General features: G+C 69.2%; 15 protein-coding genes. 2 read left to right on the top strand and 13 right to left on the bottom strand.

Annotated features, from left to right (window positions below; genetic code table 11):
* The first annotated feature begins 30 nt into the window (after nt 1–30).
* Complete coding sequence (locus tag NN4_RS21605; protein ID WP_186818551.1) at nt 31–396, top strand: Rv2175c family DNA-binding protein; 366 nt, start codon at nt 31–33, stop codon at nt 394–396.
* 73 nt (nt 397–469) lie between these two features.
* On the opposite strand, the gene NN4_RS21610 is transcribed toward NN4_RS21605, so the two are convergent.
* The 4 genes from NN4_RS21610 to NN4_RS21625 all read right to left on the bottom strand — a co-directional run bounded on the left by NN4_RS21610 (nt 470) and on the right by NN4_RS21625 (nt 6,270).
* Nucleotides 470–1,537 (bottom strand): phytoene/squalene synthase family protein, encoded by a 1,068-nt coding sequence (locus tag NN4_RS21610; protein WP_147134297.1) that lies wholly within the window; start codon nt 1,535–1,537, stop codon nt 470–472.
* Complete coding sequence (locus tag NN4_RS21615) at nt 1,534–3,117, bottom strand: alpha-(1->6)-mannopyranosyltransferase A (protein ID WP_246180995.1); 1,584 nt, start codon at nt 3,115–3,117, stop codon at nt 1,534–1,536. Before NN4_RS21615 ends, NN4_RS21610 begins: the two co-directional genes overlap by 4 nt.
* Nucleotides 3,118–3,300: 183 nt before the next feature.
* Nucleotides 3,301–4,926 (bottom strand): phytoene desaturase family protein, encoded by a 1,626-nt coding sequence (gene crtI / locus NN4_RS21620; protein ID WP_147134386.1) that lies wholly within the window; start codon nt 4,924–4,926, stop codon nt 3,301–3,303.
* Nucleotides 4,927–5,118: 192 nt separating this feature from the next.
* Complete coding sequence (locus NN4_RS21625) at nt 5,119–6,270, bottom strand: polyprenyl synthetase family protein (protein ID WP_147134389.1); 1,152 nt, start codon at nt 6,268–6,270, stop codon at nt 5,119–5,121.
* Between the two features lie 130 nt (nt 6,271–6,400).
* On the opposite strand from NN4_RS21625, the gene NN4_RS21630 reads away from it, so the two are divergent.
* Nucleotides 6,401–7,402, top strand: coding sequence for a methylenetetrahydrofolate reductase (locus tag NN4_RS21630; protein WP_147134303.1), 1,002 nt, complete (start codon nt 6,401–6,403; stop codon nt 7,400–7,402).
* Nucleotides 7,403–7,470: 68 nt separating this feature from the next.
* Here NN4_RS21630 and NN4_RS21635 read toward each other — a convergent pair whose 3' ends face one another.
* From NN4_RS21635 to NN4_RS21675, 9 genes are all read right to left on the bottom strand, one after another.
* On the bottom strand, nt 7,471–9,498 hold the full coding sequence (locus NN4_RS21635) for a CocE/NonD family hydrolase (RefSeq protein ID WP_147134306.1): 2,028 nt from the start codon (nt 9,496–9,498) through the stop codon (nt 7,471–7,473).
* A gap of 221 nt (nt 9,499–9,719) precedes the next feature.
* Nucleotides 9,720–10,871, bottom strand: a complete 1,152-nt coding sequence (locus NN4_RS21640) for an LLM class flavin-dependent oxidoreductase (RefSeq protein ID WP_147134309.1) — start codon at nt 10,869–10,871, stop codon at nt 9,720–9,722.
* Nucleotides 10,868–11,674 (bottom strand): DUF1684 domain-containing protein, encoded by an 807-nt coding sequence (locus tag NN4_RS21645; RefSeq protein ID WP_147134312.1) that lies wholly within the window; start codon nt 11,672–11,674, stop codon nt 10,868–10,870. The genes NN4_RS21640 and NN4_RS21645 overlap by 4 nt, the downstream gene beginning before the upstream one ends.
* Nucleotides 11,671–13,041, bottom strand: coding sequence for an NtaA/DmoA family FMN-dependent monooxygenase (locus NN4_RS21650; protein WP_147134315.1), 1,371 nt, complete (start codon nt 13,039–13,041; stop codon nt 11,671–11,673). The genes NN4_RS21645 and NN4_RS21650 overlap by 4 nt, the downstream gene beginning before the upstream one ends.
* The gene (locus tag NN4_RS21655) at nt 13,038–14,171 is read right to left on the bottom strand and encodes an LLM class flavin-dependent oxidoreductase (protein ID WP_147134318.1); all 1,134 of its coding nucleotides are present in this window, start codon (nt 14,169–14,171) and stop codon (nt 13,038–13,040) included. The genes NN4_RS21650 and NN4_RS21655 overlap by 4 nt, the downstream gene beginning before the upstream one ends.
* Nucleotides 14,171–14,413 (bottom strand): hypothetical protein, encoded by a 243-nt coding sequence (locus NN4_RS21660; protein WP_147134321.1) that lies wholly within the window; start codon nt 14,411–14,413, stop codon nt 14,171–14,173. Before NN4_RS21660 ends, NN4_RS21655 begins: the two co-directional genes overlap by 1 nt.
* Nucleotides 14,413–16,095 (bottom strand): dipeptide ABC transporter ATP-binding protein, encoded by a 1,683-nt coding sequence (locus NN4_RS21665; RefSeq protein ID WP_147134324.1) that lies wholly within the window; start codon nt 16,093–16,095, stop codon nt 14,413–14,415. The genes NN4_RS21660 and NN4_RS21665 overlap by 1 nt, the downstream gene beginning before the upstream one ends.
* Entirely contained in the window at nt 16,092–16,964 is an 873-nt protein-coding gene (locus tag NN4_RS21670) for an ABC transporter permease (protein ID WP_147134327.1), read from the bottom strand. Before NN4_RS21670 ends, NN4_RS21665 begins: the two co-directional genes overlap by 4 nt.
* Nucleotides 16,957–17,967 (bottom strand): ABC transporter permease, encoded by a 1,011-nt coding sequence (locus tag NN4_RS21675; RefSeq protein ID WP_147134330.1) that lies wholly within the window; start codon nt 17,965–17,967, stop codon nt 16,957–16,959. The genes NN4_RS21670 and NN4_RS21675 overlap by 8 nt, the downstream gene beginning before the upstream one ends.

The raw sequence follows: 17,967 nt of genomic DNA on the forward strand, positions 1-17,967 counted from the left end.
TGCTGCGAGCGACCGTCTACCGTTATCCGCGTGAGTGCATTTCCCTGCAGTGATGATGTCCTTCCGGAGTCCGTGGCACTGCTGCCGCTGCCCGAGGTGGCCGACAGACTCGGGCTCGTGGTGACCCGCGTCCATCAGATGCTGCGCGACCACCAACTACTCGCCGTCCGCCGTGACGGCGTCGTGAGCGTCCCCGAACGATTCTTCGACGACGACGGGGTGGTCAGGTTCCTGCCCGGCCTGATCACCGTGATGAAGGACGCCAAATACACCGACGAGGAGATTCTGGAATGGATCTTCACCGAGGACGACAGTCTTCCCGGTACGCCGGTCGACGCGTTGCACGGGCCGCTGGCGCGTGAGGTCATCCGTCGCGCCGCTGCTGACCCGTTCTGAGTAAGCCGCGCACATAGCACAGAGTCATATGGTCGCTGAACGATCTAGACCAGCGACCATATGACTCTGATCTTCACGCGCCCCTCCGGGTGGCAGCGGCGAAGTGCCGTGCGGCCACGCGGAGGCGGTGGTGGCGGGGAACTACGGCGCGGTGGCTGAAGATGGCGTAGTCGGCGGCTTCGATGCGGTCGAGGATGTTTGCGTAGAGGACGGCGGCGGTGCGGATTGCCGGGCGGACTCGTGGTTCGAGTAGGTCTATGCCGGGTTCGGCGTTGCGGTAGATGTCGCGGTTGATCGCGATGAGGTGGGCCAAGGCTCGGCGGACTCGGGGATCGGTGCGCCGGGTGTGGCGGCAGTGCATGAGCAGGTTGTGGTCTACGCCGAAGGCGGCGAGCTCGTCGGTGGGGAGGTAGACCCGGCCGCGGTCGAGGTCTTCGGCGACGTCGCGCAGGAAGTTGGTGAGCTGGAACGCTTCGCCGAGGGCGGCGGCGGGCGGTTCGGCTTCGGCGATCGGGCACACGGTGCCGAGGATGGGTAGCACTTGGAGGCCGATGGCGGCGGCTGAGCCGGTCATGTATCGGCGCAGCTCGATCATGGTGGCGTAGCGGTCGCGGAAGTGCGCGGTGCCGGGGACGTCCATCCGCATGGAGTCCAGGAACGTCCAGAAGTGCTGTGCGCCTATGTCGTAACGGTGGATGGTGTCGGCGACGGCGAGCAGGATCATGGAGCGCGGGGTTCGATCCCGAGCGGTCGGTGCCGAACTCTGCCAAACCTCTTGCGGCCCAGCAGCTCCCTGATCGGGCACACCGAGTTCCAATGCGATCCGCAGCTGCTTCTCGATCAGATCGAGCTCACCGGCCGGACCGTGCTCGGGTAGTTCGCGCTCCCGCGTATCCCCCGGATAATGCTGTGCGACATCGGTTTCCGCATGATCGACGATGTCGTCCACCATCCGGGCAAACGCATACAGCGCATGCACCGCCGGCCGACGTTCCGCCGACAGTAACCGCGTCGCCAGAAAGTAGGTCCGCCCGTGCTCCGCCGCGATCCGCTTGCATTCCCGATACGCGTGCGCGAGCTCGGTGGTGTGCCGGCTTGCGGCGTACGGCCGGCCCGCGGCATGCGGCCCGCCGCGAATCATGACCGTGCGTGCGTGGCCGGGTCGATGCTCGGCGGTGTGGCCCGCAACCGCAGCGGGTCGACCTTGCGCAGCGACATCGCGGCCACCACGGCGGCGAAGGTCGCCAGCGCGACGTGCATGAAGCTGTACAACCCGATCGAGCCGTCCGGTTGGAACACCAGCATCAGCCAGGTACACAAGCCGACCAGCACCATCAATGTCGTGGTGGAGAGCGCGAATCCGGCGGCGAGCGCCAGCGGCCACGAGTAGTACCAGGGCAGCGCGGCGGGGGAGAGGATGACGATCCCGACGAACGCGATCAGGATGCCGAATACGGCCTCACGCTCGCTGTGCCGGAAGCGCCACCAGGCCCACACGAGCACGGCCACCAGGGCGATCGCACAGATCCCCCTGGTCACCGCGAGGACCTTCCCCGAGTCGAACGAGGTCACCCAGCCGACCGCGTGCATCATGATCGTCGGCAGCGACAGCCAGTTGATGATCTTCTTCGATCCGGATAGCGCGGTGAGCCAGCCGATGCCGACGCCCGCGATGGCCGAGGCGGCCGCGAAGACGAGGGCGAACACGGTCAGCCCGAGCCCGGCGATCTTGGCGAACATCAGCGCGGGGTGCGGCATGTCCTCGGTGGGTTTCGCCGCGTCGTGTGGTTTCTCGCTCTCCGGCAGGTTCTCCGGGTCGCGCCCGGCGCGCTGCGCGGCCCGCTTCTCGCGTTCGTGCAGCATCCAGATCCACACCAGGAACGGCAACGCGATGCCTGCCGTGGCCTTGATCGCCACCCCGATGGCGACCACCACGATGCCCGCCACATGGTGGCGTTCCAGCACCAGCGCGATGCCCGCGCACATCAGCCCGACCATCAGCATCTCGTTGTGCACGCCGCCGAACAGGTGGATGAGCACGAGGGGGTTGAGCACGGCGAGCCACAGGGCGACGGTGGGCTTGCCGCCGAGGTGTTTGGTCAGATAGGGCACCGCCCACATCATCAGCGCGAGGCCGGGCAGCATCACCAGCCGCATCGCGATGGTGCCCGCGACCACGTTGTCACCGGTGATAGTGGTAATGCCGCGGCCGAGCAGCAGGAAGATCGGGCCGTACGGCGCGGTGGTGAGCTTCCACACCGGGCTGACGTTGTCGAGCAGCACGCCGGGGTTCTTCACCGGTGCGTCGACGTAGGGGTCGTAACCGTCACGCAGCAGCGCGCCCTGCGCGAGATACGAGTAGACGTCCTGGCTGAACATCGGCACCGCGAACAGCAGCGGGGTGATCCAGATACCGACGATCGCGCGTAACTCGTTGAGCGTCACGCCCGCATCGAGCCGGTCGCCCTTGCCGATCGTGGTGCGGCCGAGTCGCACCCATGCGGTGATCATCAGCAGCACGCCGATCCAGATCACGATGGTGGACAGGGCGTACCCGTGGCCGAACCGTAGCCAGGACAGGTGCAGCGCCTCGAGAATCGGGTCGCGCTTGCGCGTGCTACCCGCGCCGAAGCCACCGAAGGTGATCATGATCGCGCCGTAGAAGCCGAGCATCGCGGCGTGCCCCTCGGGGCTGCGCAGGAAGACGGCGACTGTGCGCATCCACGACCGCACACCTGGTGGCTCGGCGGTGGCCGATTCGCGCTTCGCTGCGGTGTTGGGTGCTCGGCCGGTGATTTGTGTCAATGTGGCCTCTGCGGCGCGCGTTTCGGGGGATGCCATCTGGTGTCGGTCCCCCCGAATGGTCAGCGGTCGCAACCGCGAGTGAATAGGTCGGCGCCTAGTTTACGGCGTCGCCGGGAACACTATCTCGCTGGTACGCGCGGTTTCATCTCGAGCAGGATGCGTATCGCCGGTAATACGGTTTGCCGCCAGTTTTCCGGACAGCACCGCGGTTGGCACCCCGACGCCCGGCGTGGTGCCGCAACCAGCGATAACTACGTTGTCGCTGGTGCGCGGAAAATTGCGCGAGCGAAATGGCCCGGTCTGCCGGAACAGGTGCGCCGCGGAGAACGGAGTACCGGCCAGCATGCCCTGGTCACGCCAGGTCTGCGGGGTGTCGAGATGGTCGACGGTGAATTGTGTGGCAATACCGTCGTAACCCCGCCTTTCCAGTTCGTCGAGCAGCTCACGCAGGTACGCCGGGCCGATTCGGGCCCAGTCCAAGGGCGCGGCATCCAGGTTCGGGCAGGGCGCCAGCAACGAGAACGGTTCGTGTTGTCCGTCGGCCCGGCTGATGTAGAGGCCGGGGTCGGTGAGCGCCGGACGGGTCAGCAACAACGACGGGTCGCTCATCAACCGGCCCCGTCGCCCCGCGATCTCGGCGAAGGTCTGGTCCCACGCCGCACCGAACTCGATGGTGTGGTGGGCCTGGACCGGCCAGGTGCGCGCGATCTCGGCGGGCACCGTGCCGTGCGCGACGACCGCGGAGGGTGCCGCGCGCAGCCCGCGACGGCGGCGCACGCCGTAGCGGTCGACGGAGCCGAGGTCGACGGTCAGCACCAGGGCATCGCAGTCGAAGGCGCGGCCGTCCGCGGTGCGCACCCGCTCGGCCCGCCGGCCGGCGTAGTCCACCGTGGTCACCTCGGTGCCCAGTTCCAGCGTGCCGCCCGCGGCGGTGAACGCCTCGGCCATTGCCGCCGCGATGGCCCGCATCCCGCCTTCGGGGTAGTAGACACCGAGCGAGGTGTCCATGTGCGGGATCGCGCCGTACACCGCGAGCGCCTGCGCGGGCGGCAGTCCGGCGTAGAGGGCCTGGAAGGTGAACAGGCGCGCCAGACGCGGGTCGTTCAGGATCCGGTGCACCTTCGGTCCCAGCCTGCCGAACCCGCCGAGGCGCACCAAAGCCGCCAGCGCCCTGCGCTTTTCGGGCACCCGCAACATGTCCAGTGGTGAATCGAAGTTGGTGTCCATGAACTCGGCGAACTCCGCCGCGTAGATCCGCGCCAGCCAGTCGCGTAGTCGCCGATAGCGCCGCGCCTCCGCCGGGCCGCACACCAGGGCGACCTCCTCGGCCATCGCGTCGGGGTCGGCGAACACCCGCAGCGTCGCGCCGTCGGCGAACTTGGCGTGATAGCTCGGCGCCAGCTGATGGATGCGCAGCGCGGGCTTGCAGGTCTGCGGCGTCCGCCCGACCGCGGCCAGCGCGTCGGTGATCAGCTCCGGCAGCGTCAACACGGTTGCGCCGGAATCGATCTCGTAGTCCGGACCCTGGTAGCGCCCGACCCGTCCGCCCGGATGGTCGGCTCGCTCCAGCAGCGTGACCTTGCGGCCCGCGCCGGTGAGATACAGCGCGGCGGAGAGCCCGGCCAGCCCGGCACCGACCACGACAACGCGATCCGTGGGCCCGGCAACGGTTTTCACCGAATGGGTGGTGCGCTGCCGGTCACGATCGGGTGTGACGATCGGCATACCCCGGACGAGCAGTGGAAGATCGGCCTCGCGTCGTCGCGGCGCGCGAGTGCTCTGTGCGGTCTCGGGCTTTCCCGTCTCGGGATAACCCTGAGCGCCACCGTCTTTCATACAGTTCTCCTCTTCACGCACGCATCGGGTCGACGCCGGCACCGAGCCGGGTTACCCAGCCGGCCGGTCGCGCAACCACTTTCAGGCTGTGCGTTTGGTCGCCGCCAAAGCCATGGCGCGCAACCGCTCCTTCGCGGCCGGTGTCGCCGTGCTGGATTCGATGGCGGCCAGTCCGGCGTCGGTGAGCTCGGTGATCCGGCGCTCCACCTCGTCCACGGCACCGAGATCGGTGATGACGGCGCGCAGCCGCGCGACCTCCTCCGGTGCCAGATCGGTGCCGATGCTGGTGCGCAGCAGCTTCGCCGCGGCCGGGTCGGCCTCGTCCGCCCTGGCCAGCGCCTCGGCGAGTAGCACGGTGCGCTTGCCCTCGCGCAGGTCGTCGCCGGACGGCTTGCCGGTGACGGCGGGATCGCCGAACACCCCGAGCAGGTCGTCGCGCAGCTGGAAGGCGATGCCGATGTCGGTGCCGAAGGTGCGGTAGGCCTCGACCAGCCCCTGGTCCGCGTCGGCGATGGCCGCGCCGAGGTGCAGCGGGCGTTCGACGGTGTAGGCGGCGGTCTTGTACCGGTTGATCCGCAGCGCGGCCTCGACCGATTCGTCGGCGCCCGCCTCACCGTGGATATCGAGGAGCTGGCCACCGAGCACCTCGGTGCGCATGCCCGCCCACACCGGCGCGAACCGGGCGATCGCCGCCGGGTCCAGCCCGGAGGCGTGCACCATGTCGTCGGCCCAGGCCAGCGCCAGGTCACCGACCAGGATCGCGACGCTGGCGCCGAAGTGCGCGGAGTCGCCCGCCCAGGCGCGGTCGCGGTGGCGCTGCTCGAAGTCGACGTGCACCGTCGGGAAGCGGCGGCGGGTCCGCGAGGAGTCGATGATGTCGTCGTGGATCAGCGCGCAGGCCTGCACGAGTTCCAGCGCCGAGCACGCGGTCAGCACCGCGTCCGCGTCCGGTCCGCCTGCGTCGCCGCCCGCGCCGAGCCAGCCGGTCCAGGCGAACGCGGGCCTGGTGCGCTTGCCGCCGCGCAGCACGAACAGCTCCAGCGCGTCCGCGGCCTCCACGAAGACCGGGCCCAGCTGCTGGACCAGGCCGCGCCGGGTGGCGAAGAACCTGGTCAGGGCGTCTTCCACGGCGGCGACGAAGGCCGGCGTACCCGGCTGGGGTGCGACGAGCTCCGCCGCGGAGGTGCGGTGAGGCGTCTGGGTACCGGATCCGGCGGACAGGGGAGCCTCCAAGGTCGTGCGGTCGTGGACGCGTGGTGCCCGGCACTGCCTGTCGCGTCCCGGTGCGGTCTGGTCCGAAGAATACGCGTACTCGTCGGTACGACCCGTGAGGGCCACCGGCGGTCACCACTACACTGAATCAGTGACTTTCGACAATGCGCGGGGACGCTCGACCCCAGGCCGTCCGCCCCGGACGCACCCGAACGTCTCTGGAACACCGTCGGTTGTACAGAGTCTGCGGGCCCACTCCGGTGCGGCGGTGCCGTTCTCGGTCGAGTTCAATCCGCCCCGCGATGCCGCCGCGGAGGCTCGGCTGTGGCGTGCGGTACGCCAGTTCGAGCGGATGCATCCCGCGTTCGTCTCGATGACCTACGGCGCGGGCGGGTCCACCCGCGACCGCACCGTGCGGGTCACCGGCGAGCTGGCCCAGGAGACCACGCTGCTGCCGGTGGCGCACCTGACCGCCGTCGAGCACAGCCTCGGCGAGCTGCGTTCGCTGGTCGGCTCCTACGCCGATTCGGGCATCCGCAACATCCTGGTGCTGCGCGGCGACCCGCCCGGCGACCCGCTCGGCGAATGGCAACAGCACCCCGAGGGTGTCGCCTACGCCGAGGAGCTGGTGCGCATCGTGCGCGATCTCGGCGACTTCCACGTCGGTGTCGCCTCGTTCCCGCAGGGCCACCATCGCTCGCCGGACCTGGACTCCGATACCGCCTTCCTGGCCGCGAAACTGCGTGCGGGCGCGGAGTATTCGATCACCCAGATGTTCTTCGACGTCGAGCACTACCTGCGACTGCGCGACCGGATCGCGAAGTTCGACCCGATCGAGGGCGCCAAGCCGATCATCCCCGAGCTGATGCCGATCACCTCGCTGCGCACGGTGGCGCGGGCCGAGGAGCTCTGCGGTCGTGCGCTGCCCGCCGCGGTCCTGGACCGGCTGAACAAGGCCGCGGGTGACGCACCCGACGACAACCAGGCCGCGGTGCGCGAGGTCGGCATCGAGATCGCCACCGAGATGGCGCAGCGGCTCATCGATGAAGGCGCGCCCTGCCTGCACTTCATCACCCTGAACTTCGCCAAGGCGACCACCGAGGTGCTCACCAACCTCGGCTACGGCGTCACCGCCGCGCCCATCAGCGCCTGACCACCTTCTGATTTCCCGCACCGGCAATCGCATGCGATTCGGTATGCGGGAAATCGGAAGGTGTGCGGTTACCAGCCCGGGTTACCGCCTAGAGGGACGTTGACATAGCTGGGTGCTAACGGATCCAGTTGCAGGTGTTGAGGTTTGAGCTCGGTCGCGTCCAGCATCGGACGGATGGGCAGGCCCTTCGGGTAGTTGCCCGCGAAGAGGTCGATCCGAAGCCGGTGTCCCGGTTGCAGGATCGCGTCGGTGGGGGCGAGGCCGAGGTCGAGTTGGGTGGGTTGGCCGGGGACCATGGGCTGCCGGGCGGCCAGCGACATTACCGGGAACGGGTCGGTGTAGGCCCCGTCGGGGGAGCGGCGGCTCTTGCCGTCGTCGACGGCGCGCATCGAGGACAGCAGCTGCCCGGTCGTCAGCGTGACCGAACGGCCGTCGGGGGCAACATCGTTCAGCGTCGCGGTCCAGTAGCCGTCGGTGGCGTCGTGCACGGTATTGAGGTGCACCGCGATCGGTCCGGAGATCGTGGTCGGCTCGGCCACCGGCGGGCTGGTGAAGGTGAGCCCGCTGATCTCCTGCACCCTGGCGTCTTTGCCGCAGCCGGAGAAGACGAGGATGCCCGCGGTGCCCTGCACCGCGTCGGTCGAGCACAGACTGGCCAGGCCGGGCGCGACGGTGAGGCGCGTGGTTTCGGAAGTCGGTGCCGCCGTGAGGGTTCCGTCGTGCGCGCTGATGGCCGAGGTGCCGCTCGGTGCCGCGGACAGATACAGCCGCCGGTGGTCGGCCTCGGCGCGTGGGAACTGCTCGGCGCTGGTCCAGCCCCCACCCTGCTGCCACAGCGTCACCGGACCGTACCCTTCGATGCCGTTGTCGATTCCCTTGAGCCATTTGTCGAACCAAGCGCGCTGCAACACGTCGATCCGCGGCGGTTCGCCGTGGCGGCCGCGCATATCGAAGCCGGTGTTCACGTGGTAGCTGTTGCCCATGATCAGCTGCTTCTGCCCCGGCGGCAGTGGAATGTCTTGGTAGATCCGGGGTTCCCCGTTGGCGAAGTTGTCGTGCCAGCCGCCGATCACCATGGTCGGCACGGTGATGCGCTCGGGATGTCCGAGCCATGCCTGGCGGATCGGGCTGTCCGGGTCCAGGACTCGCTGAAGCTGTGGCTGGACCGCGTCGAACGAATCGGTGCTCATCGTCTGGATGCCGACGTCCATGAACGACATCGGGCTGGCCAGCCGGTCGGTCAGCCATTGCATGTCGAAGTTGCCCTGCATCAGCGACATCAGGTCGGGCAGGAACTTGGCCACGTTCACCGCGAGCAGGTAGGGCAGCAGGATGCCGATGGCCGCGCCGCCGGGGGCGATCATGTCGCGCACCAGATCGTTGCCCGGCACGACCGGGACGATGGCTTTCAGTGCGGGCGGCTGCTTTTCGGCGGCCTGCACCTGATTGATCCCGGAGTACGAGGCGCCGGTCATCCCGATGTTGCCATCCGACCAGGGCTGCGCCGCGGCCCACGCGATCACCTCGGGGGTGTCCTGCTGGTCCTTCGGCCCCCACGGCTCCCAGATCCCTTGGGAGAAGCCGGTTCCGCGCACATCCACGACGACCTGGGTGTAGCCGCTGCGAATCAGGTTGGGGTCCACCGCGAACGCCCGCCCGAACCCCCCGCCGGCCACCCGCGTCGCATCCGTCAGCGCCTCCAGCGGTGTCCCCGGCAACTCGAAGTCCCGCAGGAACCCGACCACGGCGTCGGAGAGCATCGGCACGGACAGCGCCGTCTGCGCGACCATCGACAACAACTTGGTGTAGGGCGTCAGATTGACGATCGTCGGCAGCGGCGTCGCGATCGGACCGTTCGCATCCGCCGGGCGATACACATTCCCCTTCAGCACCGTGCCGTCGCTCATGGTGATCGGCACATCCCAGTCGATGTGCATCCCGGGGTACCGCTGCGGACCATCGTGCACCGCCGCCCACGCCGCAGCACCCTCGGGCGCGGCGGGGGCGACGGGCGCCACCAGTACCTGCGAAACCGCAAGCAGCGCAAGCAGGCCGACGAAAACCCGGGTCCATCGGCGGGCTGGAGCAATCCTCATTGATATCTCCCTCTCCTGATCCGCCAGAAGAATACATGCACGCCTGTATGTTTCTGGTCGATCGTGGGAAATGTGGAGAAATGACGAAGAGCTCCACCTCGACCTGGGCAATCCGCCGAAGGCCTCCGCCCGCGGCATAGCGAAATCGGTTTTCGGCGCTGCCAATTTGTCCCGTACCTATTCGCCTCGTGTACAGGAGGCGAATAGGTGCGGGACGGGGATCAGGCGGCGCGGGCCGCGCGGATTCCCCAGGCGTCGGCTAGTAGGCGGTGCGACTCCAATCGGTCTTCGTGGCGGTGGGTGATGCTGGTGACGAGGAGTTCGTCGGCCCCGGTGACACGCTGGAGTGCATCCAGCCGTTCCGCCACAGTGCTGGGCGCACCGACGAATTGGGTGGCGAGTCGGTCGGCGACCAAGCGGTGCTGCTCCGGGGTGAGTGGGGTGGCGATGGCGGGGTCGAGGTAGTCGGCCGCGCCCGCGCCGCTGCGGATGCTGTGCACCCAGTGGCCGTAGGTGGCGGCGTGGTGCCGCGCGGTGGCGTCGTCCGCGGCGACGACGACATCCGCCGAGACCACCACGTACGGCTCGGCCAGCAGCGCGGACGGCCGGAAGGCCGCGCGGTAGGCGTCGACACCGTCCAGGGCGGTGCCCGGCGACACGTGGTACGCCGCCGCGAACGGCAGTCCGAGCTGTCCGGCGAGCTCCGCGCTCTCGCCGCCCGAGCTGCCGAACAACCACAGCTCGACCTGCGCACCCTCACCCGGAACGGCATGCAGCGCAACGCCGTTCTTGCTGACGAAGTGGCCGCCGAGCAGTGCCCGCACCTCGTCGACCTGCTCGGCGAAGTCCAGTGCCTGCGCACCTTCCTGCTGCAACGCGGCGGCCGAGGCGAGGAATTTGGTCCGGTCGGCGATCCGGCCGGGATCGAAGGGCGGCGGAACCACCACGCCGTCCCGGATCTGGGTCCGTCCGGTTGCGGTGTCCACCTTGGGATGTCCGCCCTTCGGGTGCGCCGGTTCCGCGCCGTACTGGCTGCGCCGGTGCCCGGACCGCCCGAGCCCGAGGTCGAGGCGGCCGGGGTACAGCGCGTCGATGGTGCCGAACGCTTCCACGATCGATGCCGAGGTGTGGTGACCGACCTGAACGGCCGCCGACCCCACCCGAATTCGTGAGGTGGCCGCGGCGACGAGTCCGATCAGGGTGATCGAAGCGGAACTGGCCACCGACACGAAGTGGTGTTCGGCCAGCCAATACCGGTGGTAGCCCCACTGTTCCGCGTGCTGCGCGAGGTCGACGGTGTTGCGCAGCGCCTGCTGCGCGGTCGATCCGGCGCTGATCGGGGACAGGTCGAGGATCGATAGCGGGACACTCATGAATTCCGCCCCAACCGTGGATCCTGCTCGCCCGCCTCGATCGCGACGCGCAGCCGGTTCTCGGCGGGCGCGACCGGGCAGGTCGCGAAATCGGTGAAGGCGCAGGGCAAATTGGCCGCCCGGTTGAAATCGAGGCGCACCGTGCCATCCGCCTCCGGTGCGCCGATCGCGAGCGAGCGGGCCGCGGGATAGGTGGTGATGCCGCTGGTCGCGTCGGTGAACAGCAGCCGTAGGTCGGTCGGGTCACCGAACGCGACGACCCGCTCGGTGGCCTCGCCGATGGTGAACTCGATGGTGCCCGCGGCGGCATGGTGGTGTTCCAGGCCGTCGACCACGGCACCGGTGGTCACCGTGCGCTGCTCGTCGAACGGTGTGAACCGCCCGGTCACCACCCAGCGCGGATCCGGTGCGTAACTGGGGATTCCGTCGAAACTCGCCAAGGTCGGTGCCGCCGGGTCGTGCACCCGGACGGCGTACAGACCGCTCCGGCGGATCACCTCGAGCACCCGGCGCTCGTGCCGCACAGTGAGGCCCGGCGCGCCCTCTTCGGGCTTGATGATCCGCACGCCCGCGATGCCGACACCGTCGACCTCCAGGCGGTCGGCGGGCTGCGCGGTGATGAACACCTTGTTGTCGGTGACCCACCAGGTGCCCGGCACGTCCGGCAGCCGCTCGGGTTGGTCGGTGAGCCAATGCAATCCGGTCAGGCTGAGGAAGCCCAGCGGGTCGCGCAGCTGCGCCACCCTGGTGTGCTGCCAGTCTGCCCACTCGGTGGCGAAATCGGTGCTGATGCTGGTCGTCATGACGCTCGTGCTCCTTCGTGGACGGTGCGGTGGCGGTGCGGATGGCGCAGCCCGAGATGCTCGCGCAGGGTCGTGCCGGTGTATTCGGTGCGGAAACTGCCGCGCTCCTGCAGTTCCGGGACGACCTTGTCGACGAATTCGTCGAGCCCGCCCGGCGTGAGGTGCGGCACGAGGATGAATCCGTCGCTGGCGTCGGCCTGGACGTAGGTGTCGATCTGTTCGGCGACCGCGGCGGGCGTGCCGACGAACTGCTGGCGCGCGGTGACCTCGATGATCAGCTCACGGATGCTGAGGTTCTCGGCCTCGGCCCTCGCCCGCCAGGTTTCGGCGACCGCGCGAGGGTCCTTGGCGTGGCGCACCCGGCCGCGGGTGATGTCGACGTTGTCGGTGGGCTCGACGTCGGGCAGCGGTCCATCCGGGTCGTAGCCGGAAAGCTCACGGCCCCAAACCTGTTCGAGGAAGGCGATGGCGGTCTGCGGGCCGACCTGCTGGAGGCGGATATGGCGGGCCCGCTCCTCGGCGTCCTGCGCGCTGTCGCCGAGCACGAAGGTGGCCGCGGGCAGGATCTTCAGTTCGTCCGGTGTCCGGCCGTATTTCGCCAGCCGGCCTTTGACGTCGGCGTAGAAGCGTTGTCCCGCTTCGAGCGTGCCGTGCCCGGTGAAGATCGCGTCGGCGGCGGCCGCACCGAACTCCCGGCCGTCGTCGGAGTCGCCCGCCTGCAACAACACCGGGTGCCCCTGCGGGCTCGGCGGCAGCACGAACCGTCCGGCGATGTCGAATTGCGCGCCGCGGTGCCGGGTTTCGGGGACCTCGCGGGCGAACACTCCCGCGGCCCGATCGATCACCAGGGTGTCGGCGGCCCAGCTGTCCCACAGCTTGCGGGTCACCTCGACCACCTCGGCGGCGCGCTGGTAGCGCTGGCCGTGTTCGAGATAGCCACCGCGGCGGAAATTTTCGCCGGTGAACGCGTCGGAGGAGGTGACGACGTTCCAGGCGGCGCGGCCGCCGGACAGATGGTCCAGCGAGGCGAACTGCTTGGCCAGCTCGAACGGCTCGTTGTAGGTGCTGTTGATGGTGCCGGCGAGGCCCAGCTTGTCGGTCACCCCGGCCAGCGCGTTGAGCACCGTGAAGGTGTCCGGCCTGCCCACCACGTCGAGATCGTGGATGCGCCCGCGGTGTTCGCGCAGCCGGAGACCCTCGGCCAGGAAGAAGAAGTCGAACAGGCCGCGTTCGGCGGTCTGCGCCAGGTGCACGAACGACTCGAACTCCACCTGACTTGCCGAGGCCGGGTCGGCCCAGACGGTGGTGTTGTTGACGCCGGGGAAGTGGGCGGCGAGGTGGATCTGCTTGCGGGGTTTGCCGGTCACGACGGCGTACCTTCCTGGATCGTGGTGCTGTCGGCATACCGGCTGGCCGGCCGGGGGAGACCGAGGCGCTCGCGCAATGTGCTGGCGGACAGTGGTTTCCGGGTCGACGCGCGGAGCCGGTCGACTGTCGCGGGCACGGCGAGCGGGCAGAGAACGACGCCGTCGGCGGCGGCGGAAGCGTCGATGGCGCCCAGCAATTCGCGCAGTGTCGCTGGAGTGCCGATGTGGCGCAGGCTGGTCGAGGTGCCGGGGTCGGCCCACCGATCGAGCTGGATGACCTCCGCATGTGCGGAATCCAATGAATCAGCCAGGTGGAGTTCGATATCCAGCAGCACTCGCACGGCATCGGGGTCGCGGTCCGCGGCACGCACCGCCGTCCGCAGTGCGGTCCGCAATACTCGAGCAGCCTCGAGATCGTCTGCGGCGATGCGGATCAGGTCGGCCCGCTGTACCGCGACGCCCGTGCTCGCGTCGTCCTGCGCCCGCACCGCCACGATCGACTGACCCTGCGGCGAGCGCGGCGTGATCGACGGCCCCTTCACCGAGAAGTTGTCCCCGGCGAAGTCGATGTAGTGCAGCTTGTCCCGGTCGATGAAGCGCCCGGTGGGCACATCGCGGATCTCCGCGTCGTCCTCCCAGCTGTCCCACAACCGGGTGACCACCTCGATCGCCTCGTCGGCCTCGTGCCACAGCGACGCCGCGTCCTGCGCGTCCTTACGGCCGAATGCGCGTGCCTGCTCCACACCTTCGGATACGGTCACCTCCCACCCGGCGCGCCCGAACGAGGCGAAATCGAGACTCTGGATGGCCTTGGCCAGATGGAACGGCTCGGTATGCGTCACGGCGCCCTGCGGAAGCAGGCCGATGTGACGCGTGGCCGCCGCGACCCGGGCGGCGATCGCCACCGCGTCGAGCCTGCCTCGCGTCGCGGCGGGCCCGCCCGGCTGCAAGCCGAACGAGTCGGGCACGAATACCGCGTCCACTCCGGCCTTTTCGGCCGCGGTGACGGCGTCGACCCAGTACGCGCCGGTGAACAAATCCTCGGCCCGTGAGTCGTCCCGCCGCCACGACGCCGGGTGAATTCCCGTCCCCGCCAGCTCGACCGCGAGGAAGAAGTCGGAATCGGCCATCAGTAGGTTTCCTTCCAGTTCAAGCACTGCCGGGCCGCGGGATGCACACCCGCCGCGTCGGGGGCGAAGAAGAATGCGTGCTGCCACAGGTCGGTGGCCGCGGTGCGCTCCGGCACATGTGTGCGCCACCAGCGCTTCGCCCGGGCGGGCAGCGATCCCGGGCGTTCCGGCCTGCTCCGGCAGCACGCGGGCCGGTCGGTGCGGACGAGTATCCGGCTGTGGCGGTAGTTCGATTCCGACATCAGGATGGTCCTTTCGCGGCGGCGGGCGTGGGTATGGCGGACAACAGCTCACGGGTGTACTCGTGCTGCGGGTTGTCGAAAATCGCTGCGGTCGGACCGGATTCGACGATGCGGCCGTGCCGCATGACCGCGACATGGTCACTGATCCGGCGGACCACCGCGAGGTCGTGCGAGATGAACAGATAGCTCAGCGCCAGCTCGGCCTGTAGCCGGTCGAGCAGCTCGAGGATCTGCGCTTGGACGGAGGCGTCGAGCGCGGAGACCGGTTCGTCCAGCACCAGCAGGTCCGGGTGCAGGGCGAGCGCGCGGGCGATGGCGACGCGCTGACGCTGTCCGCCGGACAGTTCCGCGGGCCGGCGCTGTGCGAAGTGCTCCGGCAGTGCCACCTGCCTGAGCAGTTCGGCGACCCGGGCCTGCCTGGCCGCGCGGTCACCAACTCCGTACGCGCGCAACGGTTCTTCGATGATGGTGCCGACCCGCCAGCGCGGATCGAGCGAGGAGTACGGGTTCTGGTACACCACCTGGAATCGTTGGCGCAGGGCCCGCAACCGGGTGCCGCGCAACCGGGTCAGTTCCTGCCCGTCGAAGGTGACCCGGCCGCTGTCGGGTTCGGTGAGCCGCAGCGCGATTCGGGCGGTGGTCGACTTGCCCGAGCCGGATTCGCCTACCAGCGAGAGAGTTTCGCCACGACCGAGCTCGAAGCCGACCCCGGCCACCGCAGTCACCGAACCACCCGCCTGTGCGCGAAAGCGCTTGCGCACCTCGCGCAACGCCAGCAACGGCGCACCCTCGCGCGGCTTGGGTGTCCGATAGGCGACCGCGGGCGCCAGGCTCGGCGAGGCGGCGAGCAGCCGCTTCGTGTAGGGATGGCGCGGAGCCGCAAGCACCGTCGCGGTGGGCCCGCTCTCCACGATCTCGCCGCCGCTGAGCACCACGATCCGATCGGCGCGCTCGGCGGCCACCGCGAGATCGTGGGTGATCAGCAGCACCGCGGTGCCGTTGGCCGCGATCTGCGCGGCGAGCTGATCGAGCACCCGCCGCGCCACCGTGGCGTCCAGCGCGCTGGTCGGCTCGTCCGCGATCACCAGCTCCGGCCGGCAGGCCAGCGCGGACGCGATGAGCACCCGCTGCCGTTGCCCGCCCGAGAGTTCGTGCGGGTACTGCACTTCCCGCAGTTCCGGACGGTCCAGGCCCGCGTCGGCGAGCAGTTGGACCGCACGCTCACGCGCCGAATGCCGGTCGGCCAGCCGGTGCACCAGCAGCGCCTCGGCCACCTGTTCGCCCACGCGCCGTACCGGATTCAGCGACAACCCGGGATCCTGTGGCACGAACCCGATGCGCGCGCCGCGCAGCCGTTGCAGTGCCCGCTCGGATCCGGTGTCGACGACCTTGCCGTCGAACGCGATGGTCCCACCGGTGATCTCGGCATCGGCCCCGAGCAAGCCGATCACCGACTGCGCGAGAGTGGACTTACCCGAACCGGATTCGCCGACCAGGGCCACCACTTCGCCACGGGACACACTGAGCGAGACTCCGGCCAACGCGGTCACATCACCGGAGTCGGACCGGTAGCGGACGCGCAGATTGTCGATCCGCAACAGTGGACCGGGGTACTGTCCCGCGGCAGTCGAGGGCAGCTGTTCTTCGGTTGGTGCCGCCTGCGGCGAAGTAGTGCTGGTCATAGCTGTTCGTTCCTTCCAACGGCGCGCCCGAGACGCTGGGCGGCCACGACCACCGCGATGATGACCAGGCCGGGCAGAGTGGTCATCCACCACGCGGTGGCGAGGTAGTTGCGGCCCTCGGAGATGAGCGAACCCCATTCGGGCGTAGGCGGTTTCGCGCCGTAACCGAGGAAACTCAGGGCCGACACCGACAGCACGGCCATCCCGAACTCGACGGCGGCGAGCGCGAGCACCGGCTGATACGAGTTGGGCAGCACGTGCCGCAGTAACACCGTGTACCAGCGGACCCCCGACGCGTGCGCGGCCTCGACATACACCGCGTGCCGCACCCGCAGCACCTCCGACCGCATCACCCTGGCGAAGTTGGCGACCAGCGAAACCCCCACCGCGATCGCCACATTGCGAGTGCCGAAGCCCAGGGCGGTGACCAGCGCCAGCGACAACAGCAGCGCCGGAATCGACAGCAATACATCCACGACGCGCATGACAACGGTGTCGACGATGCCGCCCGCCGCACCCGACAGCAGTCCGAGGACGGACCCGGCGATCAGCGCGATACCCACCGCCGCGAGCGTCGCGGTGAGCGAGAGCCCCGCGCCGTGCACCATGCGCGTGTACAGGTCGCGCCCGAGATTGTCGGTCCCGAACCAGTGCTCCGCGCTCGGCCCGCGAAACTTGTGCGCGGGCACGCCGGTCAGTGGATCGCCACCGGCGAACAGCGAAGGGAACAGCGCCCAGCCGACGGCGAGTGCCGCTACGAGACCGGACAGGATCAGGGCCACGTTGCCGCGCAACCACTTCCAGCGCAGCACAGGCTTGCGCAGCCGCGGGAGGGCGGCACCTCGCCGCTCATCGATGACGTCAACCATGAATTGCCACCCCTTCGGCAGTGCCGCCGACCTTGTCGTTTGTCTTCTCGGGCGCCACCGCGCGCCGAGCACGCGCGGCGATGCGCGGATCGAGCAACGGATAGATCAGGTCCACCGCGAGATTCACCGTGACGAACACGGCCGAGGTGAGCAGCACGATGCCCTGCACCACCGGAATGTCCTGGGCCAGTACCGCGGTCTGGGTGAGGCGGCCGACGCCCTGCCTGGCGAAGACCGTCTCCACCACGACCGATCCGGCGAGCATGTTGCCGATCAGCACCCCGGCGATGGTGAAGGTGGGCACGCTGGCGGGGCGCAGCACATGCTTGCGCTGCACCCACCAGCGCGAACCGCCCTTCGCCAACGCGACGTCGACGAACGGCTGCCGCCAGGTCGATTCGAGACCCGCGGCCAGCACCTGGGCGATCACCGCGCCGATCGGCAGGGCCAGGGTCAGGGCGGGCAGGACGGTGCCCGCGAAGCCGTGCCCACCGAAGGCCGGAGCGAGGCGCCATTGGAACGAGAACAATTGCAGCAGAAGCAAACCGGTCCAGAAGGTCGGCACCGAAACCCCGAGCGAAGGCAGGGCTTGGAGCACGGTGCGCAGCCACGGCCGCCGCGTGTAGGTCGCGGCGAACGCCAGCGTCACGCCACCGACGGTCGCGAAAAGCAGTGCCAGCCCGGCCAATCCGAGCGTTGCGGGCAGCGCGTCACCGATCGCGCCGGTCACCGGCTGACCGGTGCCGATCGAATGCCCGAGATCGCCACGCACCGCGTGCCCGAGCGCGGTCCAATACTGTTCCCACAGCGGCCGATCCAGCCCGTAGCGCGCCTGCAACTCGGCGATGGCGGCCTTGTCCACCGGCGTCCCCGCGCCGCCGCCGTCGGCCGCGATGGAGATCGGGTCGGCGGGCAGCAGGTAGAGCACCACGAAGGAGATGGTGAACGCCGCCCACAGCACCCAGACCGCCTGCAGGACCCGCAGAGCCAGATAGCGCGCCAT

The organism is Nocardia ninae NBRC 108245 (assembly GCF_007990755.1).
In the GTDB taxonomy this organism is placed as follows: domain Bacteria; phylum Actinomycetota; class Actinomycetes; order Mycobacteriales; family Mycobacteriaceae; genus Nocardia; species Nocardia ninae.